This is a genomic window from Pedococcus sp. P2_D9 (assembly GCF_056404275.1).
In genome coordinates this window covers 42,332-64,115 of record NZ_JBFUEI010000004.1, presented here as the reverse complement: position 1 = coordinate 64,115, position 21,784 = coordinate 42,332, and the positions used below count along the sequence as shown (strand labels likewise).

14 protein-coding genes are annotated in these 21,784 nt (G+C 70.7%); 2 read left to right on the top strand and 12 right to left on the bottom strand.

What is annotated here, in order from left to right; all coding sequences use genetic code 11:
- Positions 1 to 17: 17 nt before the first annotated feature.
- The 3 genes from AC1DXJ_RS07775 to AC1DXJ_RS07765 are packed head-to-tail and all read right to left on the bottom strand — an operon-like array spanning position 18 to position 5,006.
- Positions 18 to 1,910, bottom strand: coding sequence for a glycosyltransferase family 2 protein (locus tag AC1DXJ_RS07775; protein WP_477636749.1), 1,893 nt, complete (start codon positions 1,908 to 1,910; stop codon positions 18 to 20).
- Positions 1,911 to 1,954: 44 nt separating this feature from the next.
- A complete protein-coding gene (locus AC1DXJ_RS07770) occupies positions 1,955 to 3,448 on the bottom strand; it encodes an SDR family NAD(P)-dependent oxidoreductase (RefSeq protein WP_477614956.1) in 1,494 nt (497 codons plus the stop codon).
- Between the two features lie 10 nt (positions 3,449 to 3,458).
- Positions 3,459 to 5,006: a CDP-glycerol glycerophosphotransferase family protein gene (locus AC1DXJ_RS07765; RefSeq protein ID WP_477614955.1), complete on the bottom strand. Its 1,548-nt coding sequence runs from the start codon at positions 5,004 to 5,006 to the stop codon at positions 3,459 to 3,461.
- A 219-nt stretch (positions 5,007 to 5,225) separates the two neighbouring features.
- Here AC1DXJ_RS07765 and AC1DXJ_RS07760 point away from each other — a divergent pair, with 219 nt between their 5' ends.
- A complete protein-coding gene (locus AC1DXJ_RS07760; protein WP_477636748.1) occupies positions 5,226 to 7,163 on the top strand; it encodes a DUF6541 family protein in 1,938 nt (645 codons plus the stop codon).
- A 65-nt stretch (positions 7,164 to 7,228) separates the two neighbouring features.
- On the opposite strand, the gene AC1DXJ_RS07755 is transcribed toward AC1DXJ_RS07760, so the two are convergent.
- The gene (locus AC1DXJ_RS07755) at positions 7,229 to 8,254 is read right to left on the bottom strand and encodes a glycosyltransferase family 2 protein (RefSeq protein WP_477614953.1); all 1,026 of its coding nucleotides are present in this window, start codon (positions 8,252 to 8,254) and stop codon (positions 7,229 to 7,231) included.
- On the bottom strand, positions 8,251 to 9,819 hold the full coding sequence (locus tag AC1DXJ_RS07750) for an LCP family protein (RefSeq protein ID WP_477614952.1): 1,569 nt from the start codon (positions 9,817 to 9,819) through the stop codon (positions 8,251 to 8,253). Before AC1DXJ_RS07750 ends, AC1DXJ_RS07755 begins: the two co-directional genes overlap by 4 nt.
- Positions 9,820 to 9,980: 161 nt before the next feature.
- Between AC1DXJ_RS07750 and AC1DXJ_RS07745 the strand changes: the two genes are divergently transcribed.
- Positions 9,981 to 11,234 carry an LCP family protein gene (locus tag AC1DXJ_RS07745; RefSeq protein WP_477614951.1) on the top strand — a complete coding sequence of 418 codons (1,254 nt, stop codon included), beginning with the start codon at positions 9,981 to 9,983 and terminating at the stop codon, positions 11,232 to 11,234.
- Positions 11,235 to 11,259: 25 nt separating this feature from the next.
- Here AC1DXJ_RS07745 and AC1DXJ_RS07740 read toward each other — a convergent pair whose 3' ends face one another.
- From AC1DXJ_RS07740 to AC1DXJ_RS07710, 7 genes are all read right to left on the bottom strand, one after another.
- The gene (locus AC1DXJ_RS07740; RefSeq protein WP_477614950.1) at positions 11,260 to 14,763 is read right to left on the bottom strand and encodes a CSLREA domain-containing protein; all 3,504 of its coding nucleotides are present in this window, start codon (positions 14,761 to 14,763) and stop codon (positions 11,260 to 11,262) included.
- Between the two features lie 207 nt (positions 14,764 to 14,970).
- On the bottom strand, positions 14,971 to 16,137 hold the full coding sequence (locus AC1DXJ_RS07735) for an acyl-CoA dehydrogenase family protein (protein WP_477614949.1): 1,167 nt from the start codon (positions 16,135 to 16,137) through the stop codon (positions 14,971 to 14,973).
- A gap of 127 nt (positions 16,138 to 16,264) precedes the next feature.
- A complete protein-coding gene (locus AC1DXJ_RS07730) occupies positions 16,265 to 17,446 on the bottom strand; it encodes an aminotransferase class I/II-fold pyridoxal phosphate-dependent enzyme (RefSeq protein ID WP_477614948.1) in 1,182 nt (393 codons plus the stop codon).
- Positions 17,443 to 18,483, bottom strand: coding sequence for an SDR family NAD(P)-dependent oxidoreductase (locus tag AC1DXJ_RS07725; RefSeq protein ID WP_477614947.1), 1,041 nt, complete (start codon positions 18,481 to 18,483; stop codon positions 17,443 to 17,445). Before AC1DXJ_RS07725 ends, AC1DXJ_RS07730 begins: the two co-directional genes overlap by 4 nt.
- Positions 18,480 to 19,538, bottom strand: coding sequence for a nucleotidyltransferase family protein (locus tag AC1DXJ_RS07720; RefSeq protein ID WP_477614946.1), 1,059 nt, complete (start codon positions 19,536 to 19,538; stop codon positions 18,480 to 18,482). Before AC1DXJ_RS07720 ends, AC1DXJ_RS07725 begins: the two co-directional genes overlap by 4 nt.
- Positions 19,535 to 20,734, bottom strand: coding sequence for a UDP-N-acetylglucosamine 2-epimerase (gene neuC, locus AC1DXJ_RS07715; protein WP_477614945.1), 1,200 nt, complete (start codon positions 20,732 to 20,734; stop codon positions 19,535 to 19,537). The genes AC1DXJ_RS07720 and neuC overlap by 4 nt, the downstream gene beginning before the upstream one ends.
- Entirely contained in the window at positions 20,731 to 21,780 is a 1,050-nt protein-coding gene (locus tag AC1DXJ_RS07710) for an N-acetylneuraminate synthase family protein (RefSeq protein WP_477614944.1), read from the bottom strand. The genes neuC and AC1DXJ_RS07710 overlap by 4 nt, the downstream gene beginning before the upstream one ends.
- Positions 21,781 to 21,784: the final 4 nt, after the last annotated feature.

The window sequence follows — 21,784 nt, the reverse complement described above, 5'->3', positions numbered from 1 at the left end:
AACGGCTGAGGGCCGCGTCAGCGCTTGAGAGATCGGCGGGCGCGGGCGGCCAAGCGGGTCAGGCGCTCGACCGTGGTCGGTCCCGCGGTGGCCCTGCGGGTGCTGACTCCGAGCGGCGAGACCACGACCACCTCGAGCAGTCGCACGGCACCCCACGGTCCCGGCGCCGACAGGGTCAGCTCGTACGTGCCTGGGCGCAGCTGGTCACCCTCCGGAGCGGTGGCCACCCAGGTGGGACCACCCTCCGTGGCGACCTTCCACGAGGTGCGGTGGCCATCGGCGCGACGCAGCCCCAGACTCCCCTGGCCGCTGGCCCCGGCGAGATGGACGTTGGGGGCGATCTCGACGGTGGTGCGTGAGGCCGACCGCACGGCGGACTTGGCGAGCAGGGTCCGCGCGCGGTCCTTGGGGATGCCGACGTTGAGGCTGAGGTTGCGGTGCGGGTCGGTGTCAAACCGCTCGACGAGCCGTCCACCCGGCTCCACGAACAGGTCCGGCACCCGGAGTCCGTCGCGGCGGTCTGCGCCCATCCGCTGCTGCCGGGCCCACCCGAAGCAGCCGAGCCGGAGGTAGAAGTCCTGCTTGCCGGAGCGCAGCGGCGAGCCACCCGCGGCGGTCGCGGGGTCGACCGTCGCGGTCCCCCGCCACACCACCTGCTTGCCGCTCCCACTCGGCTCCAGGGAGACCTCCAGTGGGGCGGGCAGGAACCACTCGTCACGCAGGTCGCGGTGGCGCAGGACGACGTCGCCGTATGCCGCGTCGACCTGGTCGTCGACGCGCCGCTCCTCGTCGGTGGCGGCGTCGCCGACCACAGCCCTGGGCAGGTAGAGCTTTCCGTCGCGGGACTCGAGGACGAGCGGACTGCCCCGATGGGTCAGTCGCACCTCGACGTCCACCTCGAAGGTGGAGCCGACCGTGCGCATACCGGTGAGGACCGCGAGCGCCTTGACGGCGTTGTACTCACGCGCGAGGGCGAGGATCTGCTCCCGGTCTCCACCGCGGACGATGCCGGCCCGCACGCGCATGGCGGCGCCCATGCCCTGGTCGACCGTGAGCGGGAAACGCTCCTCGAGCAGGGCACGGACCTCTCGCAGCAGCGCCTCGAAGAAGTCCTCGGGGTGCTTGAGAACCTTGCCGCCGCCCAGGCGACCGAGCAGCTCGACGCGCAGGAAGCGGCGGTAGAAGTGGTCGCGCTCCTCGCCGGGCTCGGTGTGCGCGTCGACGACGTCGAGCACCTCGCGGAGGTTGGCGTAGTAGATGGCCGGGTCGAAGCGCTTCGAGCCGGCGTTGCCGCCGTCGGGTCGGCGCAGGTAGCGGTAGCAGACGTAGTCGCCGACGATGGTCGCCGCCTTGGCCTGGAAGTAGGCCTTCGCCATGTAGAGCTGGTCCTCGAGGCGCCGGGCGCCCTCGGGGTAGCGGATCCCCTTCTCGCGCAGGAACTCCGCGCGGAACATCTTGTGCGGGGTGAGGCTCTCCATGAGGGGTGCGTCGAACACGGTGCAGGACGGGCGATGGGTGCGGTAGACCTCGTGGTTGACCCCCCGGAAGTCACTGATGACCTTGCCCAGCACGACGTCGGCGCCGTGGGCCGCAGCCAGGGTGTGCATCCGCTCGAGGGCTTCGGGCTCCATCGTGTCGTCCTGGTCCACGAACATGACGTAGTCGCCCTTGGCCTGGTCCGCCCCGATGTTCCGAGGCTTCCCCGGCCAGCCCGAGTTGGGGATCGGGATCACCGTCACCTGAGGGTGCTTGGCAGCGACGCCACGCAGTTTCGCCAGGGAGTCGTCGGTCGAACCGTCGTCGACGAAGATGAGCTCGAGCTCCTCGGCGGGCAGGGTCTGTCCGAGCAGGGACTCGATACAGGGGTCGATGTACGGTCCCGGGTTGTAGACCGGCACGACCACGCTCACCTTTACCGACACTGGACTCCCTCTCGTTGCAACGGGTTCGTGCCCTAGGAGCGGTCGCTACCGCTGGCCGACTCGGCGTTCTCGGGCATCTCGTCATGCGGTTCTGTCTGGTGCATGTCGTCAGCCAGGGCCGACGTCAGCTCGTGGGTCGAGAACGGGTCGGCGCGACGGATGTCGATGACGTGACCGGTCAGCTCGGACACCAGCACTCGGAGGGCAGCCCTCGCGACGGTCTCGGAGTCGAGGAGGCTGTCTGCCGGCTCCTGACCGAAGGCCTTGGTGCGCATGGGAGTTCCGGTGCGCTCAGGGTTGACGCAGTTGACCCGGACGCCACTGGAGGCCCACTCGTCCGACAGCGCCTGGGTCAGGTTGACCGTGGCGGCCTTGGCCGAGGAATAGAGGCTGTAACCCGAACGACCGCGGGTGTAGGAGCTGGAGGTGAACAGGAGCAGGGCTCCCCCCGCCTCGCGCAGGTAGGGGTAGAACTCCTGGGCGATCAGGATCGGTGCGATGTAGTTGACCTCGGTGGCCGCGTAGATCGTCTCCTCCGTCGTCTCCTCCAGGGTCCCCCGCGGGAGGACCCCAGCGGTGTTGACCACGAAGTCCACGCGGCCGGTTTCCTCGAGGACCTTCTGGCGTGCAGCCACGACGTCGGCCCTGCGCTCCACGTGGGTGCGGGTGCCGGAGCGGCTGAACGAACGCACCGTGGCCCCGAAGCGCTCGGCCAGGGTCACGATGTCGGCGCCGATGCCGTAGCTGCCCCCGAAGACGACCATCGTCTTGCCGCGCAGCACCTCACCGAACTCGTCGTCGGTGTGGTCCTCGGGCAGGTCGTGGCTGGTGAGCTGGAAGAGCTTGTCGGCGAGGTAGACGTCGATCGGCTCGGTGACCTTCATGTTGCGCTCGTCGCCCGCCACGACGGCGATGGGCACATCGGGGAGGTACCGCAGCACGACGGTGCAGTCATCCGTCGCCGCGAAGTTCGGGTCGCGGGACGCCAGCTCGTAGGCCCGGGAGATCACCGACCGGCGGAAACCCTGGGGCGTCTGGCCGCGACGCAGCTCCGAGCGCTTGAGGACGTCGCTGATCTCGCTCTCGTCGGTGACGGAGATGATCGTGTCCGCCGAGGGGATGGCGGTGTCGACCGCTTCGTGGGTCTTCAGGGCGGCCACGCAGTCGGCGATGATGCGCTGGCTGAGCAGGGGCCTCACGGCGTCGTGGAACAGGACGTTGCACTCCTCGGAGCCGAGGGCCTGCAGGGCCCGGCCCGTGGTGCCGTTGCGGGTGTCGGCGCCCTCGAGGATCTGGGTCACCTTGGAGTAGCCGCCGGTGGCGACGATTGCGCGGACCGGGTCGAGGTGGCCGGGCGTCATCATCACGATGATCTCGTCGACGAGGGGACTGCTGTCGAGCGCCTCGATCGTGTGCTCGATGATCGGCCGACCGGCGATCTTGATGAGCTGTTTGGGGATGCTGAGCCCGACCCTGCTGCCGACTCCACCCGCGAGGACCACGGCCACCGTGCGCAACTCTGTCACGGACGCGACCCTACCGGCTGGCAGGTGTCTGACCGGCAGGCGGCTGGGCTCGGTCGAGGATTTCCAGCACCGCCTCGCCGAACGCGCGGTCCCCGTCAGCGCCCACGTAGCGGGCGCGCACGGCGGCGCGCTCCTGCTTCAGCGGATCAGCCCCGAGCAGTTCCGCGAGCACCTCGTCGAGGTTGGCGAGATCGGAGGCCACCAGGTATGCCGCGTCGGCGACCGGGTTGCGCTGCCTGAAGGTCGAGAGGTCGGCGTCGGCGATGATCGCCAACGGCTTGTCCGCGGCGAGGAACTCGGTCACCACGCTGGACAGGTCGGCCACCATGACGTCGGCGCGGTTGGCCGACGCGGCGAACGGTTCGTCGAGCCCGACCACGTGGGACCTTCCGGTCACGCGGGCGTCCTCGAGGAGCAACTGCTCGATCGCGCTGACGAGGACGGCCTCGGCGGGACGCGAGCGCGAGAACGGATGGGGCCGGAAGACGACGGCGCCCGGTCGGCGCAGCAGGCTCGTGACGAGCCGGACTCCCTGTCGCAGAGACGAGTACGACGAGTCGTCGTTGTAGCCCTGCCACGTCGGCGCGTAGAGGATCGTCGGCGCTGCGAGCTCCGCGACCGGCCGCTGGGCGCGCAGGACGGCGGCCGACTGGGGGCTGCCCACGACCACGAACTTGCCGGCGGGCACCTGGACGCCGTGCCGCGCGTACCGCTCGATGGCGGCCTGGCCCGAGACGAAGATCCGGTCGTACATCGCGTGCGCGGGGTGGTGTGACAGGGCCTTGTCGGACTCCCCGTGCCCCAGGTAGACGTGGGTGAGCTGGCGGTAGGTGACGAAGTCGGCGTTGGCCGCGACGCTGTTGACGTAGAAGGCCGCTCGCAGGCTCGGCACGACGACGTTGTCGAGGTCACGCCAGGCGGGGCAGGCGAGCACAGGCACCTCCGCCACTCCCCCGAGCGCCGCCAGGGCCACCGGGTCGCGGGTCGCGACCACGAACCGGCGATCGAGGGCGCGCAGGTGCGGCAGCCACATGTCCAGCTGGTAGGCGCCGCCCCGACGGGCGGTGTAGAGGACGAACTCGGGTGCGTAGGCAGCCAGCGCCTCACGCACGGCTGCGCCCCGGGCCCGCCGCCCGGCATACGCAGCCACCAGCTGCAGCCCGGCAGCCAGCAGCACGGCTGCCTGGACGGCGGCGGCCACCGCCACCACGCCGGGCGACCAGCGCGCAGCGACGGCCAGCGCCAGCAGGAGCAGCGCGGAGAGGGCGGCCGGGACGACGCCACTCACCCACGACACGTCGGGGTCGGCGTAGCCCGGCAGCTGGACCGCCCGGGGAGTCGGGAGCAGCCGACGGGCCAGCGTCTCACCGGCGGTGCTGAGGAGGATGACGGCCACCGGCCACCAGACCACGACGTCGTGGGGGCGCCTCGCGAGGTAGCCCACGGTGAGGGCGACGACGACCAGCACCCGGGTCATGGCCAGCCATCCCGGAAGGAACGGACCGGACGAGAGACCGCTGCCGACCGCGGTGCGCAGGAGGGCGCGCCAGGACTTCATCGAAGGCACCAGTCGCCGCGAGGCGCGTCGGGCATGCGGTTCTTCCTCGAGGGGAGCAGGGGCAATGCAGCATAGCCGCCGGCACCCTCGGCCCGGGTGGCGACGACGAGGTCGGCCAGACCCCGCTCGTATGCTGTCCGCCATGACCCGACCGACGCGCCCGCCCGGCCGCCACGCCTTCCGAAACCGCGGAATCGTCGACCTGGCGACGCGACCCTGATGGGGCTGGGAAGCACCACCTGGCTGGAAGCCCTTCCGGTCGTCCTGGTCGCCACGGTGCTGCTGGTCGTCCCCGGAGCCCTTGGCGCCCGGCTCACCGGGCTGCGGTGGCCGACCGCCCTCGCCGTCGGGCCCCTGCTCGGCACGACGACCATCGCGCTGGCCGGCGTCGCAGCGGCGACGGCGGGCGTCTCGTGGGGCGCCCTGCCCCTGGTGTCCGGCTTCCTCCTCCTGGTCGGCGCGTGCGCCATCGTGGGGCGGCTGCTGCGCTCACGCCCCGAGGTCGGCGACGACGGCAGCCTGTGGTCGTTGCTGGTCGGGGGGACCGTGTCGGCCGTGGTGGTTGCCCTCGTCGTCCTGCCGGTCAGCGGTCGGCCGACCACGTTCCCCCAGAGCCCCGACACGATCTTCCACCTCGGGACCATCCAGTGGATGCTCGAGCGGGGTGACGTCTCCACGCTCCACGCCGGGGGTTTCGCCGCCTCCGGCGCCGGCGGTTTCTACCCCGCGGCCTTCCACGCCGTAGCCGCGACGGTGGCCCAGCTGACCGGCAGCACGCCCGTCGTGGCGGCCTCCGCGACCAGCCTCGTCCTGGCCGCAGTCGTGTGGCCGCTCGGACTCATGCTGCTCGCCCGCCGGGTGCTGGGCACCGGCTGGTGGCCGACCCTGGCCGCCTCCCTCGCCGCCGTGGCGTTCTCCGGTTATCCGTTCTGGATGGAGGGGTACGGCGTCCTGTGGCCCAACCTCTACGGCCAGGCCCTGCTGCCGGGCGCGCTCGCGCTCCTGGTCGTCGTGGTCGATGGGCCGGTCCGGGCCCGCTCGGCGCTCGTGGGGACCGCCGCCCTTCCGGGCCTCGCGGCGGCGCACCCGAGCGCGTTGATCGCCTTCTTCCTCCTCGGCACCCTGGCCGGGGTTGCCGGACTCGTGCGCGGCGCCTGGCGGCAGCGACGGAGGAACGCCCGCGCCGCCGTCGGCCTCGCCGGCGCGGCCCTCGGGGTGCTGCTCGTGGCAGCCCTGATCTGGGTGGGCGCGACCTGGGTGTCCACGGCGATGCGCGCCTCCAACGGGCCCGGTCCGGAGATGTCCGTGCACGACGGGTTGATCGACGTCGCCTTCTTCGCCCCGAGGAACCTGCTGCCGGTGTGGGGCGTCGGTCTGGCGGTGGCTGTCGGCGGCCTCGTGCTGCTCGTGCGGAGGTCGCACGTGTGGCTCGTGCTGGCGCACGGCGGGGTCCTCGCGCTCTACCTCGCGATCACCCTGGTCGACACGCCGCACACGCGCTGGTTCACCTGGCCCTGGTACAACAACTCGCCAAGGCTCGGAGCACTCATGGTGCTCAGCGGGGCGGTCCTGGCCGCGGCGGCGCTGACCGGGGTCACCGAGCTCGTCGTGGCCGCCATCCGCCGTGGCCGACCACGCACCCAGCCCACGCCGGCGATCGCCGCCGTCGTGGCCGTCGCGTTCGTGGCCGGGACGGCCGGGCTCGGGCTGCACTCGCATCGCGAAGCCCTGCGCCCCTTCTTCGTCACCAGCGGTCGCGGCGCCTGGGTGTCCAAGTCCAACCTCGACGCCCTGCGCACCCTGGGGGCCAAGGTGCCGCCGGGCGATGTGGTGGCGGCCAACCCGTGGCGAGGTGGCACCTACCTCTATCTCACGAGTGACCGGTCACTGCTCTTCCCCACCGAGAAGTCGTGGACCGAAGGCGACCGCGCCCTTCTCGGTCGCAAGCTCGACGAGGTCTCGAACGACCCCGAGGTGTGCACGGCAGCCCGCCGGCTGGGCGTCACCCACGTCCTCGCGGGAGGCAGGTCGAAGACGGGGAGCGCGTACCAGAAACGACTCTACGAAGGCATCGACGCGGTTCCCGACGCCCCTGGGTTCACCGTGGTCGGCAAAGCCGGGGACTACACGCTCTACCGCCTCGACGCCTGCCGCTGAGCCGTCCGCCGGCACCCGCGAGGCGTGGCGCCGCGCGGTGCCGGCCCCACGGCATACGCGACCGCTCAGGTGTCGATCCGCACGCGGCTGGACAGGAAACCCCAGCCCCAGCACAGGTGCATGGTGGGCAGGATGACCGGCAGCCACAGGCGGTCCGCCAGGTGCAGCCGCGAGTCGCGGACCGACAGCCCGCCCACGGTGATGACGGCGAGGTATGCCGCGGGCACCAGCCACAGGGGCCACCAGACGAAGCCCCCCACGAGCCCGGCGAGGATTCCGACGAGCGCCGCCGGAGGCGCGAGGTAGCGCGCGTTGATCGTGCCCGCGTGGGTGCGGGCCACGACCCGGCGCCAGCGGCCGTAGTCGCGGTACTGCCGGCCCAGTGCCCGGAGGGTCGGCCGCGGGCGGTAGGCCACCCGGAGCCGGGGCGAGAACCAGACCAGCCCGCCTGCCTCCCGGATCCGGTGGTTGAGCTCCCAGTCCTGGGCGCGGACGAAACGCGGGTCGTAGCCGCCCAACCTGCTGAGCCACTCACGCCGGAACACGCCGAGGTAGACCGTGTCGGCCGGCCCGGCCTCGCCACCGGTGTGGAACCGGGCAGCTCCCACGCCGAGCCTGGAGGTCATGGCTGCGGCAACGGCCCGCTCGAACGACGTGACGCCCTCGGCGTCCATCAGGCCACCGACGTTGGCTGCCCCCGTCTCGGTCAGGAGGCTCACCGCGGTGCTGACGTAGTCGCGGTCCAGCACGCCGTGCCCATCGACCCGGACGACCACGTCGACCTCGTCGAGCGCGCCCAGGGCGGCGTTCAGCGCCTCCGGGGTGCGACCCGACGGGTTGCCTACGCTCCGCACCCGGGGTTCGCGATCGGTGATGCCCCGTGCGATCTCGTCGGTGCGGTCGTGGCTGGGTCCGAGCGCGAGGACCAGGTGGACGGGGCCGTCGTAGTCCTGCCCCAGCACGGCGTCCACCGCTTCCTCGAGGTGCCGCTCTTCGTTGAGGATCGGCATCACCACTCCGACGCTGGGCAGCGACGGCAGCGGCGCCAAGGGGGCCGTGCGGAGCGGTTCGTCGGGCGGCGTACTCGTCATGAGGAGGATGAGCATACGGAGGAGAGATCGCTCTCCGCCGCGTTCCCCGCCGCCTTGGCCGGGTCCTGGACGGCCGTGCCCGGCTGGTGCCTGGGCTTGACCACGGGCCGGGGGGCGGCCGGCGCCTTGCTCTTCGAGCTGGTACTGCCCGCCTTCTCCGACGCGGCGATGGTGGACCGGACCGTCGAGGTGACCACGGAGGGGTCGTAGTCCCACGGCTTGATCAGCGGCGGGACGAAGTTGACGCCGCGGATCTTCTGCGAACGCGTCTTGATGGCCAGGTCGGCGAAGCGCCCGAGCTCGGACTGGGGCAGGTCGGTCTCGATCAGCCCGGCGCTGGCCGAGGCGATCTTCTGGAAGCGCAGCAGGACCGTCTGGGGGTCGAGCTGGCTGGCCATCGCCGTGGTGACGCACCGCTGCCTGGCCATCCGCTCGTAGTTGGTCGACCCCTGGCGGGAGCGGGCGTACCAGAGGGCGTGGTACCCGTCGAGGTGCTGGTGACCGGGCTCGATCCACCCGACGATGGGCGAGGTGCCCCCGCCGATCGGGGTGCGGTGCTTGACGGTGATGTCCAGGCCGCCGACGGCGTCGACCATCTGGCGGAAGCCCTTGAGGTCGATCATCACGTAGTAGTGCACCTCCAGACCGCTGAGCGCCTCGACCGCCTCGCGGGTGGCGACGATGCCCGGATCGCGGGTTCCCGCGGGAAAGAGCGCAGCGTGCTCCTGCCCCCAGGTGTAGAGGCCGTTGAGCAGGCACTCGTCGCCGCAGTTCCAGCCCTCGGGCATCAGCCGAGCCATGGTGGAACCGGGGCGGAAGTTGATGTTCTCCGTGTCGCGGGAGAAGCCGAAGGTCACCGCCCGGCCGGTCTTCTCGTCGAGGCTGACCAGCTGGATGCTGTCCGGCCGGGTGCCGACCCGGTCGCGGCCGGAGTCGGCCCCGAGGAGCAGGATGTTGTACCGCCCGTTCGTCGACGCGATCGCGCTGTTGCCCTGGAACATCGCCCCCAGGGCCTCGCGCCCGGCACCTACGGTCTGCGCGGCATACACGAGGCCGCCCGAGGTGACCACGAGCAGCGCGGCCGTCAGCCCGGTGAGCCAGCGCCGCGAGGCGGCGACGAGCCCGTTGGGGCGACCCAGCCGCCAGGCGTCCACGAAGAGCACCGCCCACAGGACGGCGAAGCCCGTGAGCACCCACTGCAGGCCGAGCATCAGCCAGGGTCGGCCGACCAGCCCGAGGGCCGTCGACCGGCTCGCCAGGAAGAGCAGCCCCACCGCGACGACGAGCGTGACCATGGTCAGCCACACCCGCAGACCCAGGCGTCCGAGCCGACGGTTCCCCGCCACGAGCTGCGCGGCGCCCGGGAGCACCAACGTCAGGGCGACCAGGGTGAACGCCCGCCGTCGTCGCATCCGGGGGCTGGCCGGGGTGGCATCGCCCAGTCGGCGACCGGGGCCTCCCGACAGGTAGACGCCGTCAGCCGGCCAGCCCGAGGGCGACGGCCGGGGCCCGGTCGCGCGGCGAGGGACGACCAGTCCCGGGTCGGCAACGGTCGGGCGGCTCATGGTGCATCAGTATGGGACGCAACAGGTGAGAATTCTGTGACGCGTGGGATTCCAGAGTGTCGTGTCGCCGGGTCGTTTCGTCATGGAATTGGCTGTTCTGCGTCTAGGCAACTTTCGTGCGGCGTTTTGCCTCGACCACCCCCTCACCCCAGACTTGCCGCATGAGTGGACGCCCCCAACGCCCCGACGACGCACGCCCCATCCCCCAGGGTGGCGGTGGCAGCGGCGCCGACGCCGGGGGGCTGTCGGACGGCGAGGGGACGCCCGAGGGCGAAGGGGTCTACACCGTCGACGTGCGTGGCCGACGGCGCGACAAGGCCGCCCGCGCGGCCGAGTCGGCTCCCCCGGCCTCGGTCGCCGCTGCCGGGTCCGGCCGTGGCTCGTCGGCGACACCTGCAGGCCCGGGGTATGACGAGACGTCACCCCCTCGGCGCCGGCGCAGGTTCCCGATCGTGCGGGTCGTCCTACTGCTGGTCGTGGCGTGGGTGGCGTTCATGGTCTTCACGCCGCTGCACGCGTGGAACTCGGTGACCAAGGTCGACACCACGCCCGCCGGCAAGCGACCCCCGGAGAGCAAGGGATTCACCTACCTGCTCGTGGGGTCGGACAGTCGCGAGGGGCTCACCGCGGCCCAGCGCAAGGAGTACGCCACCGGCAACGCCGCGGGCCGTCGGACCGACTCGATCATCCTCGTGCACGTCTCCCAGAGTGGTGGCAAGCCCGCCCTCATCTCGATCCCGCGCGACTCCTACGTGCCGATCCCCGGGCACGGCAGCAACAAGATCAACGCAGCCTTCGCCTTCGGCGGGCCGAACCTCCTGGTCCAGACCGTGGAGCAGGTCACCGACCTGCACATCGACGGGTACGTCGAGATCGGGTTCGCCGGCTTCGCCTCGGTCGTCGACAGCGTCGACGGCGTCAACATCTGCGTGCCGTTCCGCATGAACGACAAGAAGGCCGGCATCAACCTGAAGAAGGGGTGCCAGGTCCTCGACGGCAAGAACGCCCTCGGCTTCGTCCGCGCGCGCTACTCCGACCCGCGCGGCGACATCGGTCGCGCGGAGCGGCAGCGCCAGTTCCTCGCCGCCATCATGAAGAAGGCCGCCACCCCCTCCACCGTGCTCGTCCCGACGCGCTACTGGGGGTTCACCCACGCCGCAGCCAAGGGTCTCATCGTCGGTGAGGACACCTCGATGCGTGACGCCAGCCGCGTGCTGCTCGCCATGCGGGCCGTCTCCAACGACCAGGGCCTCAGCCTCGTGGTCCCGATCCAGAGCGTGAACTACCAGACGTCGGCCGGGAGCTCGGTCAAGTGGAACTCCGAGCGCGCCAAGGCGCTGTTCACCATGCTCCGCAACGACGAGCCCCTCGAGGCGCCCCCGGCCGGCACCGACGGCAAGCCCTCCGGCGGCTGACCGCCGAGGTATGGCCCTCCCCGCCTCAGTGGACGGTGATGTTGCCGCCCTTGAGCGTCTGACTCCCCGTGGAGAAGACCGGATGTGCAGGATCTGCCACTCGATAGACGACGATTGAGATGGTGTCGCCCTTCTTGGCGCCCGAGGATCCGTTGTCCACCACGGTGACGGTGTATCCGTAGCCGGTCACACCGTTCCACCGTCCGGTACCCGTCCAGCGAACTGAGGCGGCTGACAGCACGGTCGCCGTCGCGGGGCCAGATCCGTGGAACGTGTCCTTGTCTGCCGTACGCGCCTGGAACTGGCTGGTCAAGGCGCCTCCCGCTTGCGGGATGAGGTTGAACCCGAAGGAGGTGCGCCCGATTCCGGTGCTGACCCAGCCGCCACCTGTCACCTTCGCTCTTGCCTGCTCGACCGTGAACACCGCGTCGCGGGCGGTGCGGCAGGAGTTGTAGAACTCGTCCCCGGCGAAGGTGACGCCCACGCCATAGACGTTGGCAGGCAGGGCAACGGTTCGCGACGCGACCCCCTGCGCATCAGTGGCAGCGGCGTACACGGTGGTCGCGGACGCCGAGTCGAGAACGACGAACTCGACGGCATGTCCTGACCAGTCGCCGGGGGTGGTGTCGCTCTCCCCGAACTGGGCGCGCAGCGTCGTCGACGCCAGCGGGCTCACGAGCAGGTCACCGGTGTAGCTCAAGGTGCAGTCCTCTCGCAGCACCGTGACGGGATCCGTGTCGGTCGCCTCCCCGTATGCCGTGTCGCCGGCGAAGTGGGTGGTCACGGTTCGCTGGCCCGGTGTGGCCGTCACGGCGAACGGCGTCGACGAGGCAGTGCCATCGGCCGCCGTGGGGCCACCGGTCACGGTGGGCATCGCGCCCAGCGTGAAGGACAGGGTCTTCCCTGCGATCGGTGACGCAGGGGTGCCGCCGGTCACCAGCCGTCCGCTGAGCGTGAGGGGATCGGAGTAGGTGGCGGTGGCAGGTCCTGTGTAGGTGACCACCGTGTTCGCCGGCTGCACGATCAGGCTGGTGTCGGCGGACGTGGCGCAGGGTAGGTAGTAGTCGTCACCCGCAAAGCTCACCCCCACACGACGCGCGTCGGGCGGGAGCTGGACCCGTGTGCTGGCCAAACCTGCGTCGGTGGTCGTGGCCGTGTAGTGCGAGGTGTTCCCGCTGGAGCCGACGACCGCGAAGTCGAGCACGTGTCCGGACCAGTCACCGGGGTTGGTGTCGCTCTCGCCGAACTGGGCGCTCAGCGTGCTCGTTGTTCCGGTGGTCGCCGACGTGTCGCCCGTGTAGGCGAGGGTGCAGCTCTCCTTCGCGACGGTCACGGGATCCGTGTCAGTCGCGGGGTTGTAGACGTCGTCGCCGGCGAACTCGGTCGTGACGGTGGTTGGGCCTGGTTTGAGAGTCACGGTGAGTGCGGCGGCGCTGGCGGTGCCCGCGGCACTGGTGGGCCCGGCCGTCACCGTGGACAGGCTCCCCAGCGTGAGCGAGAGGGTTTTGCCAGAGATCGGCGCCGGCGGCTCCGCCACCGTCTCGAGTCGGCCGCTCAGGGTGGCGGGGTCCGAGTAGGTCACGGTGGTGGGCCCCGTGTAGGACACCCTCGCCCCAGGCAACGGGGCGCCGCACCGGGACAGCTCGGAGGTGCTTGCGTTCGCGTTCGTGGCGGAGGCGGCAAGAGTGTGTCCATCGGCTACGGGCGGCGTCACGGTGAAACTGAAGGACGCCACTCCCGGCGTGCTGCTTCCTGACCCCGAAGTCGTGACAGCCTGCGTGGCCACGAACTTCTCTGCCTCGCCGTACCCGGTCTCGTCACATGCCCCGTTCTCGTACAGATCGATGTCGAACCGCTCGCCCGGCGTGCTGCGCAGTCGACCGCTGACCACGGTCGCCGTGTCCGTCGTCGTCGCCGCGAGGATCTCCGGAGCGTTCTGGAGGTCGTTGGCGCCCGCGTCGGCGTCGAGGTCGTCGATGCCATCCGGCGCACCCAGTGCGGCCTCGCTCGGCAGGTCGATCCCCAGCGCGGGCGAGCCTTGCGTGCCGTTGTCGTGCACCGAGTTGTATCGGATCGTGACGCCGCGTGGCAGCGGCAACCCGGGAATCTCTGGGCGATGTGCGATCGCGATGCCGCCCCGGCCGTTGAAGGCGACCGTGTTGCCATCCCCGGCCGCGCCGCCGACGACGTGGGCGCCGCCCTCGAAGTCGTCCGAGACCAAGACACCGAAGCCTCCGTTGCCCAGCGCAGTTCCGTCCGTGCCGACGCCAATCCAGTTCCGGAGGACACGATGTCCTGGACCGGCATTCGTTCCGATCACGAGTCCGTTGCCCGAGTTGCCAGCAATCACGTTGTCCTCCACCAGGCTGCCGGTGTCCACCATCGTGACTCCGTCGGCATTCGGGATGGCGACCGTTCCGGTGACATCGGTTCCCACGAGGTTGTGGCTCACCACGGTGGAGCCCTCCGCCCCTGTCGCCGGGTTCGAGGACACGTGGATCCCGAAACCTCCCGAGACGACGTTCCCGGAACCTGCCCCACCGATCAGGATGCCCTCCGACTGAACGTCGATTCCTCCGTTTCCCGCGCGCACACTCCCGGTCCAGTCCACCCCGATCAGGTTGCCTTGGACTTTGGTTCCCGCCGTGTCCAGCAGGAGCAGTCCCACGCCCGAGCTGCCGCCGGAGATGACGTTGGGCGCTGCGCTGGTGCCTACCTGGCTGCCGCTGGCCTGCTGCAGCCTGATTCCGGCGCCGCCGCTTCGCGGAGTGAGGCCGTCGGCGAGAACGCCGATGTGGTTGCCCAGCACCTCGACCCCCGGTGTGGCGATGCCGTCAACCTCCGCAAAGGGGTGCCCGGCGATGACATTGCCCTCGCCCTGTGCGAGATCGCCTCCCACCCGCACGCCCTCAACGTGGTCCAGTAGGACCCCGCTGCTCGTGGGCGCGAAGGGACGCTGGACGACAGCCGTGCCTGCAGCGTTCGTCCCGATGAAGTCCCCCTCGACCACGAGGCCGTCGCCACGTCCCGAGATGTTGCGGATCCCCGCGAAGAACTCATGCACCGCAAGCCCTCGAATGATGGTGCCCGATCCCCCCACCACCAAGCCATCGCAGGGGTTTCCGGTTGGGTTGCACTCTGCACCACTGAGCTCCACGCGCCGGGGCGCCCACGGGGCCGGCAGGCCGGCATCTATGGTCACCTGGTCGGTGAGTACAGGCAGCACGCTCGTCGGGGCGATGACGTGAGGCTCCGCGCCGGCAATCGCGAAGCTGATGACGTCGGTCCCCCCGTCGACATTGGAATGGGCGTTCGCTGCGAGGATGGCTGCCCTCAGGGTGCACTCGCCCGTTCCGGCGGAGCAGTTGTCGACGGTCAGGGGGTCGCCGCCATCACCCGTCGATGTCACCACGAAGGTGCCATCGGCAGCCGTGCTCCAGGCCGGTGGCGCCAGCGCGAGACCCGCAGTGCAGCCGACGACGGCGACCGCCAGGCGAGCGATCAGCCTGGTAGGGAAAGTTCCAGGCATGATCTGCCTCCAACCAGCGGTTCAGCACGTAGTGGTTGCCTGCGCGACCCCGTGCAGGCGTGCTCGACAACGCTAGTGGGGCGCGCGCCGATGCTCATCCGTCGCCCGGCCTATGCCAGATGTCGAAGAACGTGCGCCGAATCGCGTAGCGCCAACGTCGTACGGCAGCGCGGACCTGGCAACCGCCCTGAGGCGGTTCAGCCGTCCCTACCTGAGGAGCTGGCGGGCCATCACGACGCGCTGGATCTGGTTGGTGCCTTCGTAGATCTGGGTGATCTTCGCGTCGCGCATCATCCGCTCGAGCGGGAAGTCGCGGACGTAGCCCGCCCCACCGAGCAGCTGGACGGCGTCGGTGGTGACCTGCATCGCGACGTCCGAGGCGTAGCACTTGGCGGCCGCCCCGAAGAACGGAAGGTCCTTGTCACCCCGCTCGGACTTGGCCGCCGCGACGTAGACCATCTGCCGCGCGGCCTCGACGGCCATCGCCATGTCGGCGAGCATGAACTGGATGCCCTGGAACTCGGCGATGTGCTTGCCGAACTGCTTGCGCTCCTTGACGTAGCCGACCGCGAAGTCCAGTGCGCCCTGGGCGATCCCGACGGCCTGCGCACCGATGGTGACGCGGGTGTGGTCGAGGGTCGCCAGCGCGATCTTGAGGCCCTCACCCTCGGCGCCCACGATCCGGTCGCCGGGGATACGGACGTTGTCGAAGTGCAGCTCGCGGGTCGGGGACCCCTTGATGCCGAGCTTGCGCTCCTTCTCACCGAACGTGAAGCCCTCGTCGGACTTCTCCAAGACGAACGCCGTGACGTTGTTGCCGCGCTTGCCGTCGGGGTCGGTGACAGCCAGGACGGTGTAGTACTCGGAGACGCCGGCATTGGTGATCCAGGACTTCTGCCCGTTGACGATCCAGTCGTCACCGTCCCGCCGCGCGCGCGTCTTCATGGCCGCGGTGTCCGAGCCGGCCTCGCGCTCGGACAGCCCGTACGAGAACGTCGTCCTCCCCTCCGCGAGGGGCGTGAGGTAGCGCCTCTTCACTTCGTCGTTCGCCGCGATGATCAACGGCATCGTGCCGAGCTTGTTGACGGCCGGGATGAGCGAGGCGGAGGCGTCGACCCTGGCGACCTCCTCGATGACGATGCAGGTCGCGAGGGCGTCGGCGCCCACGCCGCCGTACTCCTCGGCGATGTGGGGCGCGAAGAAGTCCGAGGCCACCAGGGCGTCGTGCGCCTCCTGGGGGTACCGCGCCTCTTCGTCCACGGCCGCGGCATACGGAGCGATCTTGTCCTCCGCGACGGCGCGCACTGCCTCGCGCAGGGCCTCGTGGTCCTCGGAGATCTTGAACAGGTCGAAGGCGTCGTTACCGGTGCTCACGGGCCTCAGGTTACCCGTTGGTATGCCGTGACGTCCCCGCCCCTGCGTGTGTCACCGGACACCTCGCTGACCTGGAGACCCGAGGTCCAGGGGCACGTGCGGGGAGTCGCGAGCCGCGGTGCCCGCGTCAGCCGAAGTAGGCGAGGACCGCGTCGATGACCCGCTGCTGGTCGGCCACGGTCAGCTCGGTCGCGCAGGGCAGCGACACGCCCCGGGTGAACAGGCTCGTGCCCACCTCTCCCCCGATGACGGCCAGGTCGGCGAACGGCGGCTGCAGGTGCAGCGGTCGCCAGAGCGCTCGCGCGCCCACACCGTGGTCGTTCAAGTGGGCCAGGAAGGCGTCCCGACCGTCCGCCTCAGGCGTCAGGACCGAGTAGAGCCAGTAGGTGGGGTCGTATCCCTCGAGCCGCGGAGGCAGGACGAGCGGGGTGTCCCGCAGCGCCTCGTCGTAGCGCGCAGCGATCTCGTGCTTGCGGGACACGAACTCGTCCAGGCGCTCGAGCTGGGCCAGCCCGAGGCCGGCGGCGATGTTCGTGAGCCGGTAGTTGTACCCCACCTCGTCGTGGAGGTAGCCGACGTCCGGGACCTTGGCCTGGGTGGTCAGGTGCCGGGCCCGGCGGGCCAGCTCCTCGTCGTCGGTGACGAGCATCCCGCCGCCGCCCGTCGTGGCGATCTTGTTGCCGTTGAAGGAGAACGCACCGACGCGGCCCACGCTGCCGGTGTGCTTGCCCGCCAACCGTCCGGTCCCGGCATAGGAGGCGCCGAGCGACTCGGCCGCGTCCTCGAGGATCGGCACGCCGTAGCGCTCACAGATCGGGGCGATGGCCTCGAGGTCAGCCGGCTGGCCCAGGACGTGGACCACCTCGACTGCCTTGGGCATCGGCTCGCCGGCCTGCTGGCGGCGCTCCAGCTCGCCCTCGAGCAGGGCCGGGTCCATGTTCCAGGTGTCGGTCTCGGAGTCGATGAAGACGGCCGTGGCGCCGGTGTAGGCGATGGGGTTGACCGAGCCCACGAAGGTGAAGTCCGAACAGAAGACCTCGTCGCCCGGGCCCACGTCGAGCAGCAGCAGGGCGATGTGGATGGCTGCGGTTCCGGTCGAGCAGGCAACCGCGAACCGGCTGCCGACCCGCTCGGCGAACCGCTGTTCGAACTCGTTGACGAAGGGACCGACCGACGAGACGAAACCCGACTCGACCGCCTTGAGCACGTACTGACGCTCCAGGGCTCCGATGTTGGGAACGGCGAGGGGGATGGTGCCCTCCGGGCCACGCGCGCCCGGTGCGTGCGCCTCTCCGGCGGGGATGCTCATCGGTGGTAGCGCCCAGCGGTCTCCGCGTCGACCCGTGGCCGCAGCCACTCCGCGGTCAGGGACAGACCCTCCTCGAGCGAGACGGTGGGGGCCCACCCGAAGGTGGCGTGCGCGTTCGACGGGTCGGACAGCAGGATCTCGACCTCGGAGCCGTCGGGGCGGAGCCGGGCCTCGTCGGTGACGATCTCGGCGGTGGATCCCGTGACCTTCTTGCAGAGGTCGACGACCTCGCCGACCGACACGGTGCGGCCAGTGCCCAGCTGCACCGTGGTGCCGGGGGCGACGTCTGCGAGGGCCGCCCGCACGAAGCCGTCAGCCGTGTCCGTGACGTAGGTGAAGTCCCGCTTGGGCGAGACGGCGCCGAGCTTGACCTGGGTGGCACCGGCAAGCAGCTGGGACAGCACGGTGGGGATGACCGCCCGGAAGGACTGGCGGGGCCCGAAGGTGTTGAACGGTCGCAGCGTGGTGACGGGGGTGTCGAAAGAGAGCGCGTAGGACTCGCACATCTTGTCGGCACCGATCTTGGTGGCCGAGTAGGGCGACTGACCGCGCAACGGGTGGGCCTCGGTGATCGGCACCTCCTCGGGCGTGCCGTAGACCTCCGAGGTCGACGTGTTGACCATGCGTGGGGTGCCGTGGCGGCGCACGGCCTCAAGGACGTTCAGCGTGCCGATGATGTTGGTCTCGACGTAGGACCGCGGCGCGACGTAGGAGAAGGGGATGGCGATGAGGGCCGCGAGGTGCAGCACCGCGTCGGCTCCGTCGACGGAGGCGAGCACGTGCTCCGGGTCGCGGATGTCTCCGAGGATGACCTCCGCCTGGCCGTCACGCACCGCCTGCTTGAACGGTTCGGACTCGTCGAGCCAACCCGTCGAACCGTTGGAGTTGTACAGGCAGAATGCGCGGACGTGTGCCCCGTCGGCCACGAGGCGCTCGACCAGGTGGCTGCCGATGAAGCCGTCGGAGCCCGTCACCAGCACGGTCTTGCCCTTCAGGCTGCCCTGCATGGCCTGGGGGGTGAGCTCAGCGTCGGTCACGCCTGTCCTTTCGCGCGGGCCAGGTCCACGGGGGTGCCCACATCGATCCAGTCGGAGGAAATCGTCCATGCGGCGACACGGTGGCCGCGGTCCAGACACTGCTGGACCAGTCCCGGCATCGTACTGGCCTGCCCCTCGGGGAGCAGAGCCAGCGCTGCGGGCTCCACGGCATACACGGCCGCGTTGATGTTGAAGCGGATCGTCGGCTTCTCGGTGACGGCGGTCACGAGGTGCTGGTCGTCGCTCTCGACGACCCCGAAGGGCACCTCGTGCTGGTAGCTGCGGACGCCCATCGTGAGCTGGGCTCCGCGCCGCCGGTGGAACTCGAGCAGCTGGCTCGTGTCGAACTCGACCATGAGGTCGCCGTTCATGACGATGACCGGGTCGGCGAGGTCGCCCCGCTCCTGGCGCAGCAGCGTGAGCGAACCCGCCGTGCCCAGGGGGTGGTCCGGGTCCTCACGGAGGTAGCGCACGGTGCACCCGAGCCTGGTGCCGTCGCCGAGGTGCTCTTCGATCTGGTCGGCGAGGTGGTTGACGCTGACGTAGACCTCGCGGATGCCGTCGCCGACGAGGTTGAGGACGATCCACTCGATGATCGACCGGCCGGCCACCGTCATCAGGGGCTTCGGGGTGTTCTTGGTGAGGTCGCCGAGCCGGGTGCCCTTGCCGCCGGCCATGATGACGGCGACGTTGGGCAGGGGGTCGGCGCCCACGACGTCCGAGAGGGTGTGCAGCCCCACGACGGTGCCGTCCTCCTCCACCTCGGGGACTGCCGAGATGCGCAGGGCACGCATGAGGTCGAGCACCAGGGCGCGCGGCGAACCGGCGGCGACGGTCTGCGGGGACGTCGTGGCGTGCTGGAGCGCGGGATCGTCGAGGTGGGCCCCCCGGAGCAGTGCCCGACGGACGTCGCCGTCGGTCAGCAGCCCGGCCAGCCGGCCGTCGGGCTCGGTGAGCATGCACAACGACGAGGCCAAGGTGTCGATGACGATCGCGACGTCACGCAGGCTTGCGGTGGTCGGGGCGCACGCCTCCTGCAGCTGGCGCTGGGTCACCGGTCCTCCTCGGTCGGGATCGCCGGCACGAGGTCGACGAAAGGTTTCACGCGCGGCGAGGCCGGCGCCTGCCGCACGATATCGAGGATCCGGTCACTGGCGTCTCCCGTGCCATAGGGGTTGACCACCGCACGGGCGCGTTCGCCGAACTCCGGGCTGAGCGCGATGGCGAGGCCCGCTCCGACAGCCGTGCCGCCTTCGGCCACGTCCACGACGTTGGTGCCACGCAACCGGCCCTGCTGTCGCGCGCCGATGTTGACCGCCGGCAGGTGGGCCGCAGCGGCCTCGATGATGCCGGAGGACGAGTTGCCGACCACGACGTCGACGCTGGCCAGGACCCGGGGGAAGCGCGCCCCGAGAGCCTCGACGACGACGACCCCGGGATGGGTGTCGGCCGCCGCGAGGAGGGCGGCGATGATGTCGTCCCGGCCGGCATCCATGCCCGGGTAGGTGGCCACGACGGTGCCGAAGTGCTCGACCGTCGCTGCCAGCGCCTCAGCCGCCCAGGTCCCCACCGGCGCGCCGGCCTCGGCGGTCGGGGGGTGGTAGGTGAAGAGCGCGACCGGTCTGCGCACCGGCACGCCGAGCTCCTCGCCCAGCTCGGCATCGGAGTACGGCTCGGCGTGGGCCAGCCGGTCCAGCCCGGGCGCCCCCGTGACGTGGACGCGGTCGGCGGGCTCACCCATCTGGCGCAGCCTGGCAGCAGCATCCGCGGATGCCACGCAGTGCTGGTCGGCGAGCTTGCTGATGGCGTGCCGGACGCGCTCGTCCAAGGCACCCTCGGTCACCTCTCCGCCGTGCAGGTGCACGATCGGGATGCCCGCGAAGAAGGCCGGCGGCACGGCATACAACAGCTCCCAGCGGTCGCCGAGGACGACGAACACGTCGGGCGCGACCTCGCGCAGCATCCGCGAGGCGCCGGACGCCAACCGCGGGCCGTGCTCGAGCATCGCGTCGACGGTGATCGCCACGATCGGCTCGGCCAGCTCGTGGACGGCGTCGCGCCACCCGCCCTCCCGGTCGGTGGCCGGAAGTGCGGCGGCCAGCTCGTCGCCGCCGTAGGCGACGCCCGTGAACAGGTGCAGGTCGATGTCTGGCGCCTCGGCGAGGACCGTGATGACGGGCGACAGAGGTCCGAGGTCTGCGCGCGTGCCCACGAACACAGCCACGCGCAGCGGGTGCCCCGCGGCGGTCATCGGGCCCCTGCGGGCGACAGGTCGTCCTCGCCGATGGGAGCGCCGGCCTGCACCGATCGACCGAGGCCACGGCCTCGGATGTCGACAGCGGGGCTCACGCCCCCCTCGGGTCGCAGCAGCAGCAGGTGCTCGTCGCCGAGGACGGTGCCCTCCGGCAGGTCGGCTGCCGCGTGCCAGCTGCGCCGGACGAGCGCCGCGTTCTCCTCCTCGGACGGCATCCGCCGCTTGACACCGTCACCGAGCCCGAGAGCCAGCACCTTGGTCTGGCTCACGTAGGCGGTCAGCTCCGCCGGCTCGAGCGAGGCGCGGTGGTCCGGGCCGGGCAGGGTGCGGTCGGTCGTGTAGTGCTTCTCGAGGATGCTCGCCCCGAGGGCAACGGCACCCAGTGCCGTGGTCAGACCGGGCGTGTGGTCGGACCAACCCACGGGTATGCCGTGTGCCTCCTGCATCGCGGGGATGGCCCGGAGGTTGCACTCCTCGATCGGCGCGGGATAGGCCGACACGCAGTGGAAGAGGATCAGGCCCGGCGCCTGCTCGCAGGCGCTCACGGCATCGGCCACCTCCTGCGCCGTGCCCATGCCCGTCGAGACGAGCAGGGTCACCCCGAGCGAGGCGAGGGCGCGCAGGTAGGGGATGTTGGTGAGCTCGCCCGACGACACCTTCAGGGCGGGCAGGCCGAGGCCGACCAGCATCTCCGCACTGGCCGTGTCGAACGGCGTGCTGAGGAAGGTGATGCTGCGTTCGGCAGCATGCGACTGGAGCTCCGCCCACGCCGTGTGCGGCAGGGTGAGCGCCTGCAGCAGCGAACGCTGGTCCTGGGCTCCCCCGCGGGCGCGCTGGTAGGGCGTCGACGACGCGGTGCTGGACACGAGCATGGCGGGGTCGAAGGTCTGGAACTTGACCGCGTCCGCGCCGGACTCGGCCGCGACGTCGACCAGCTCGTGGGCCAGCTGCAGGTCGCCGTTGTGGTTGACCCCAGCCTCGGCGATGACGAAGACGTCTCCTGCCGTGGGGATGGTTCGGCCTGCGATCTCGGCAGTGCGCATGTGC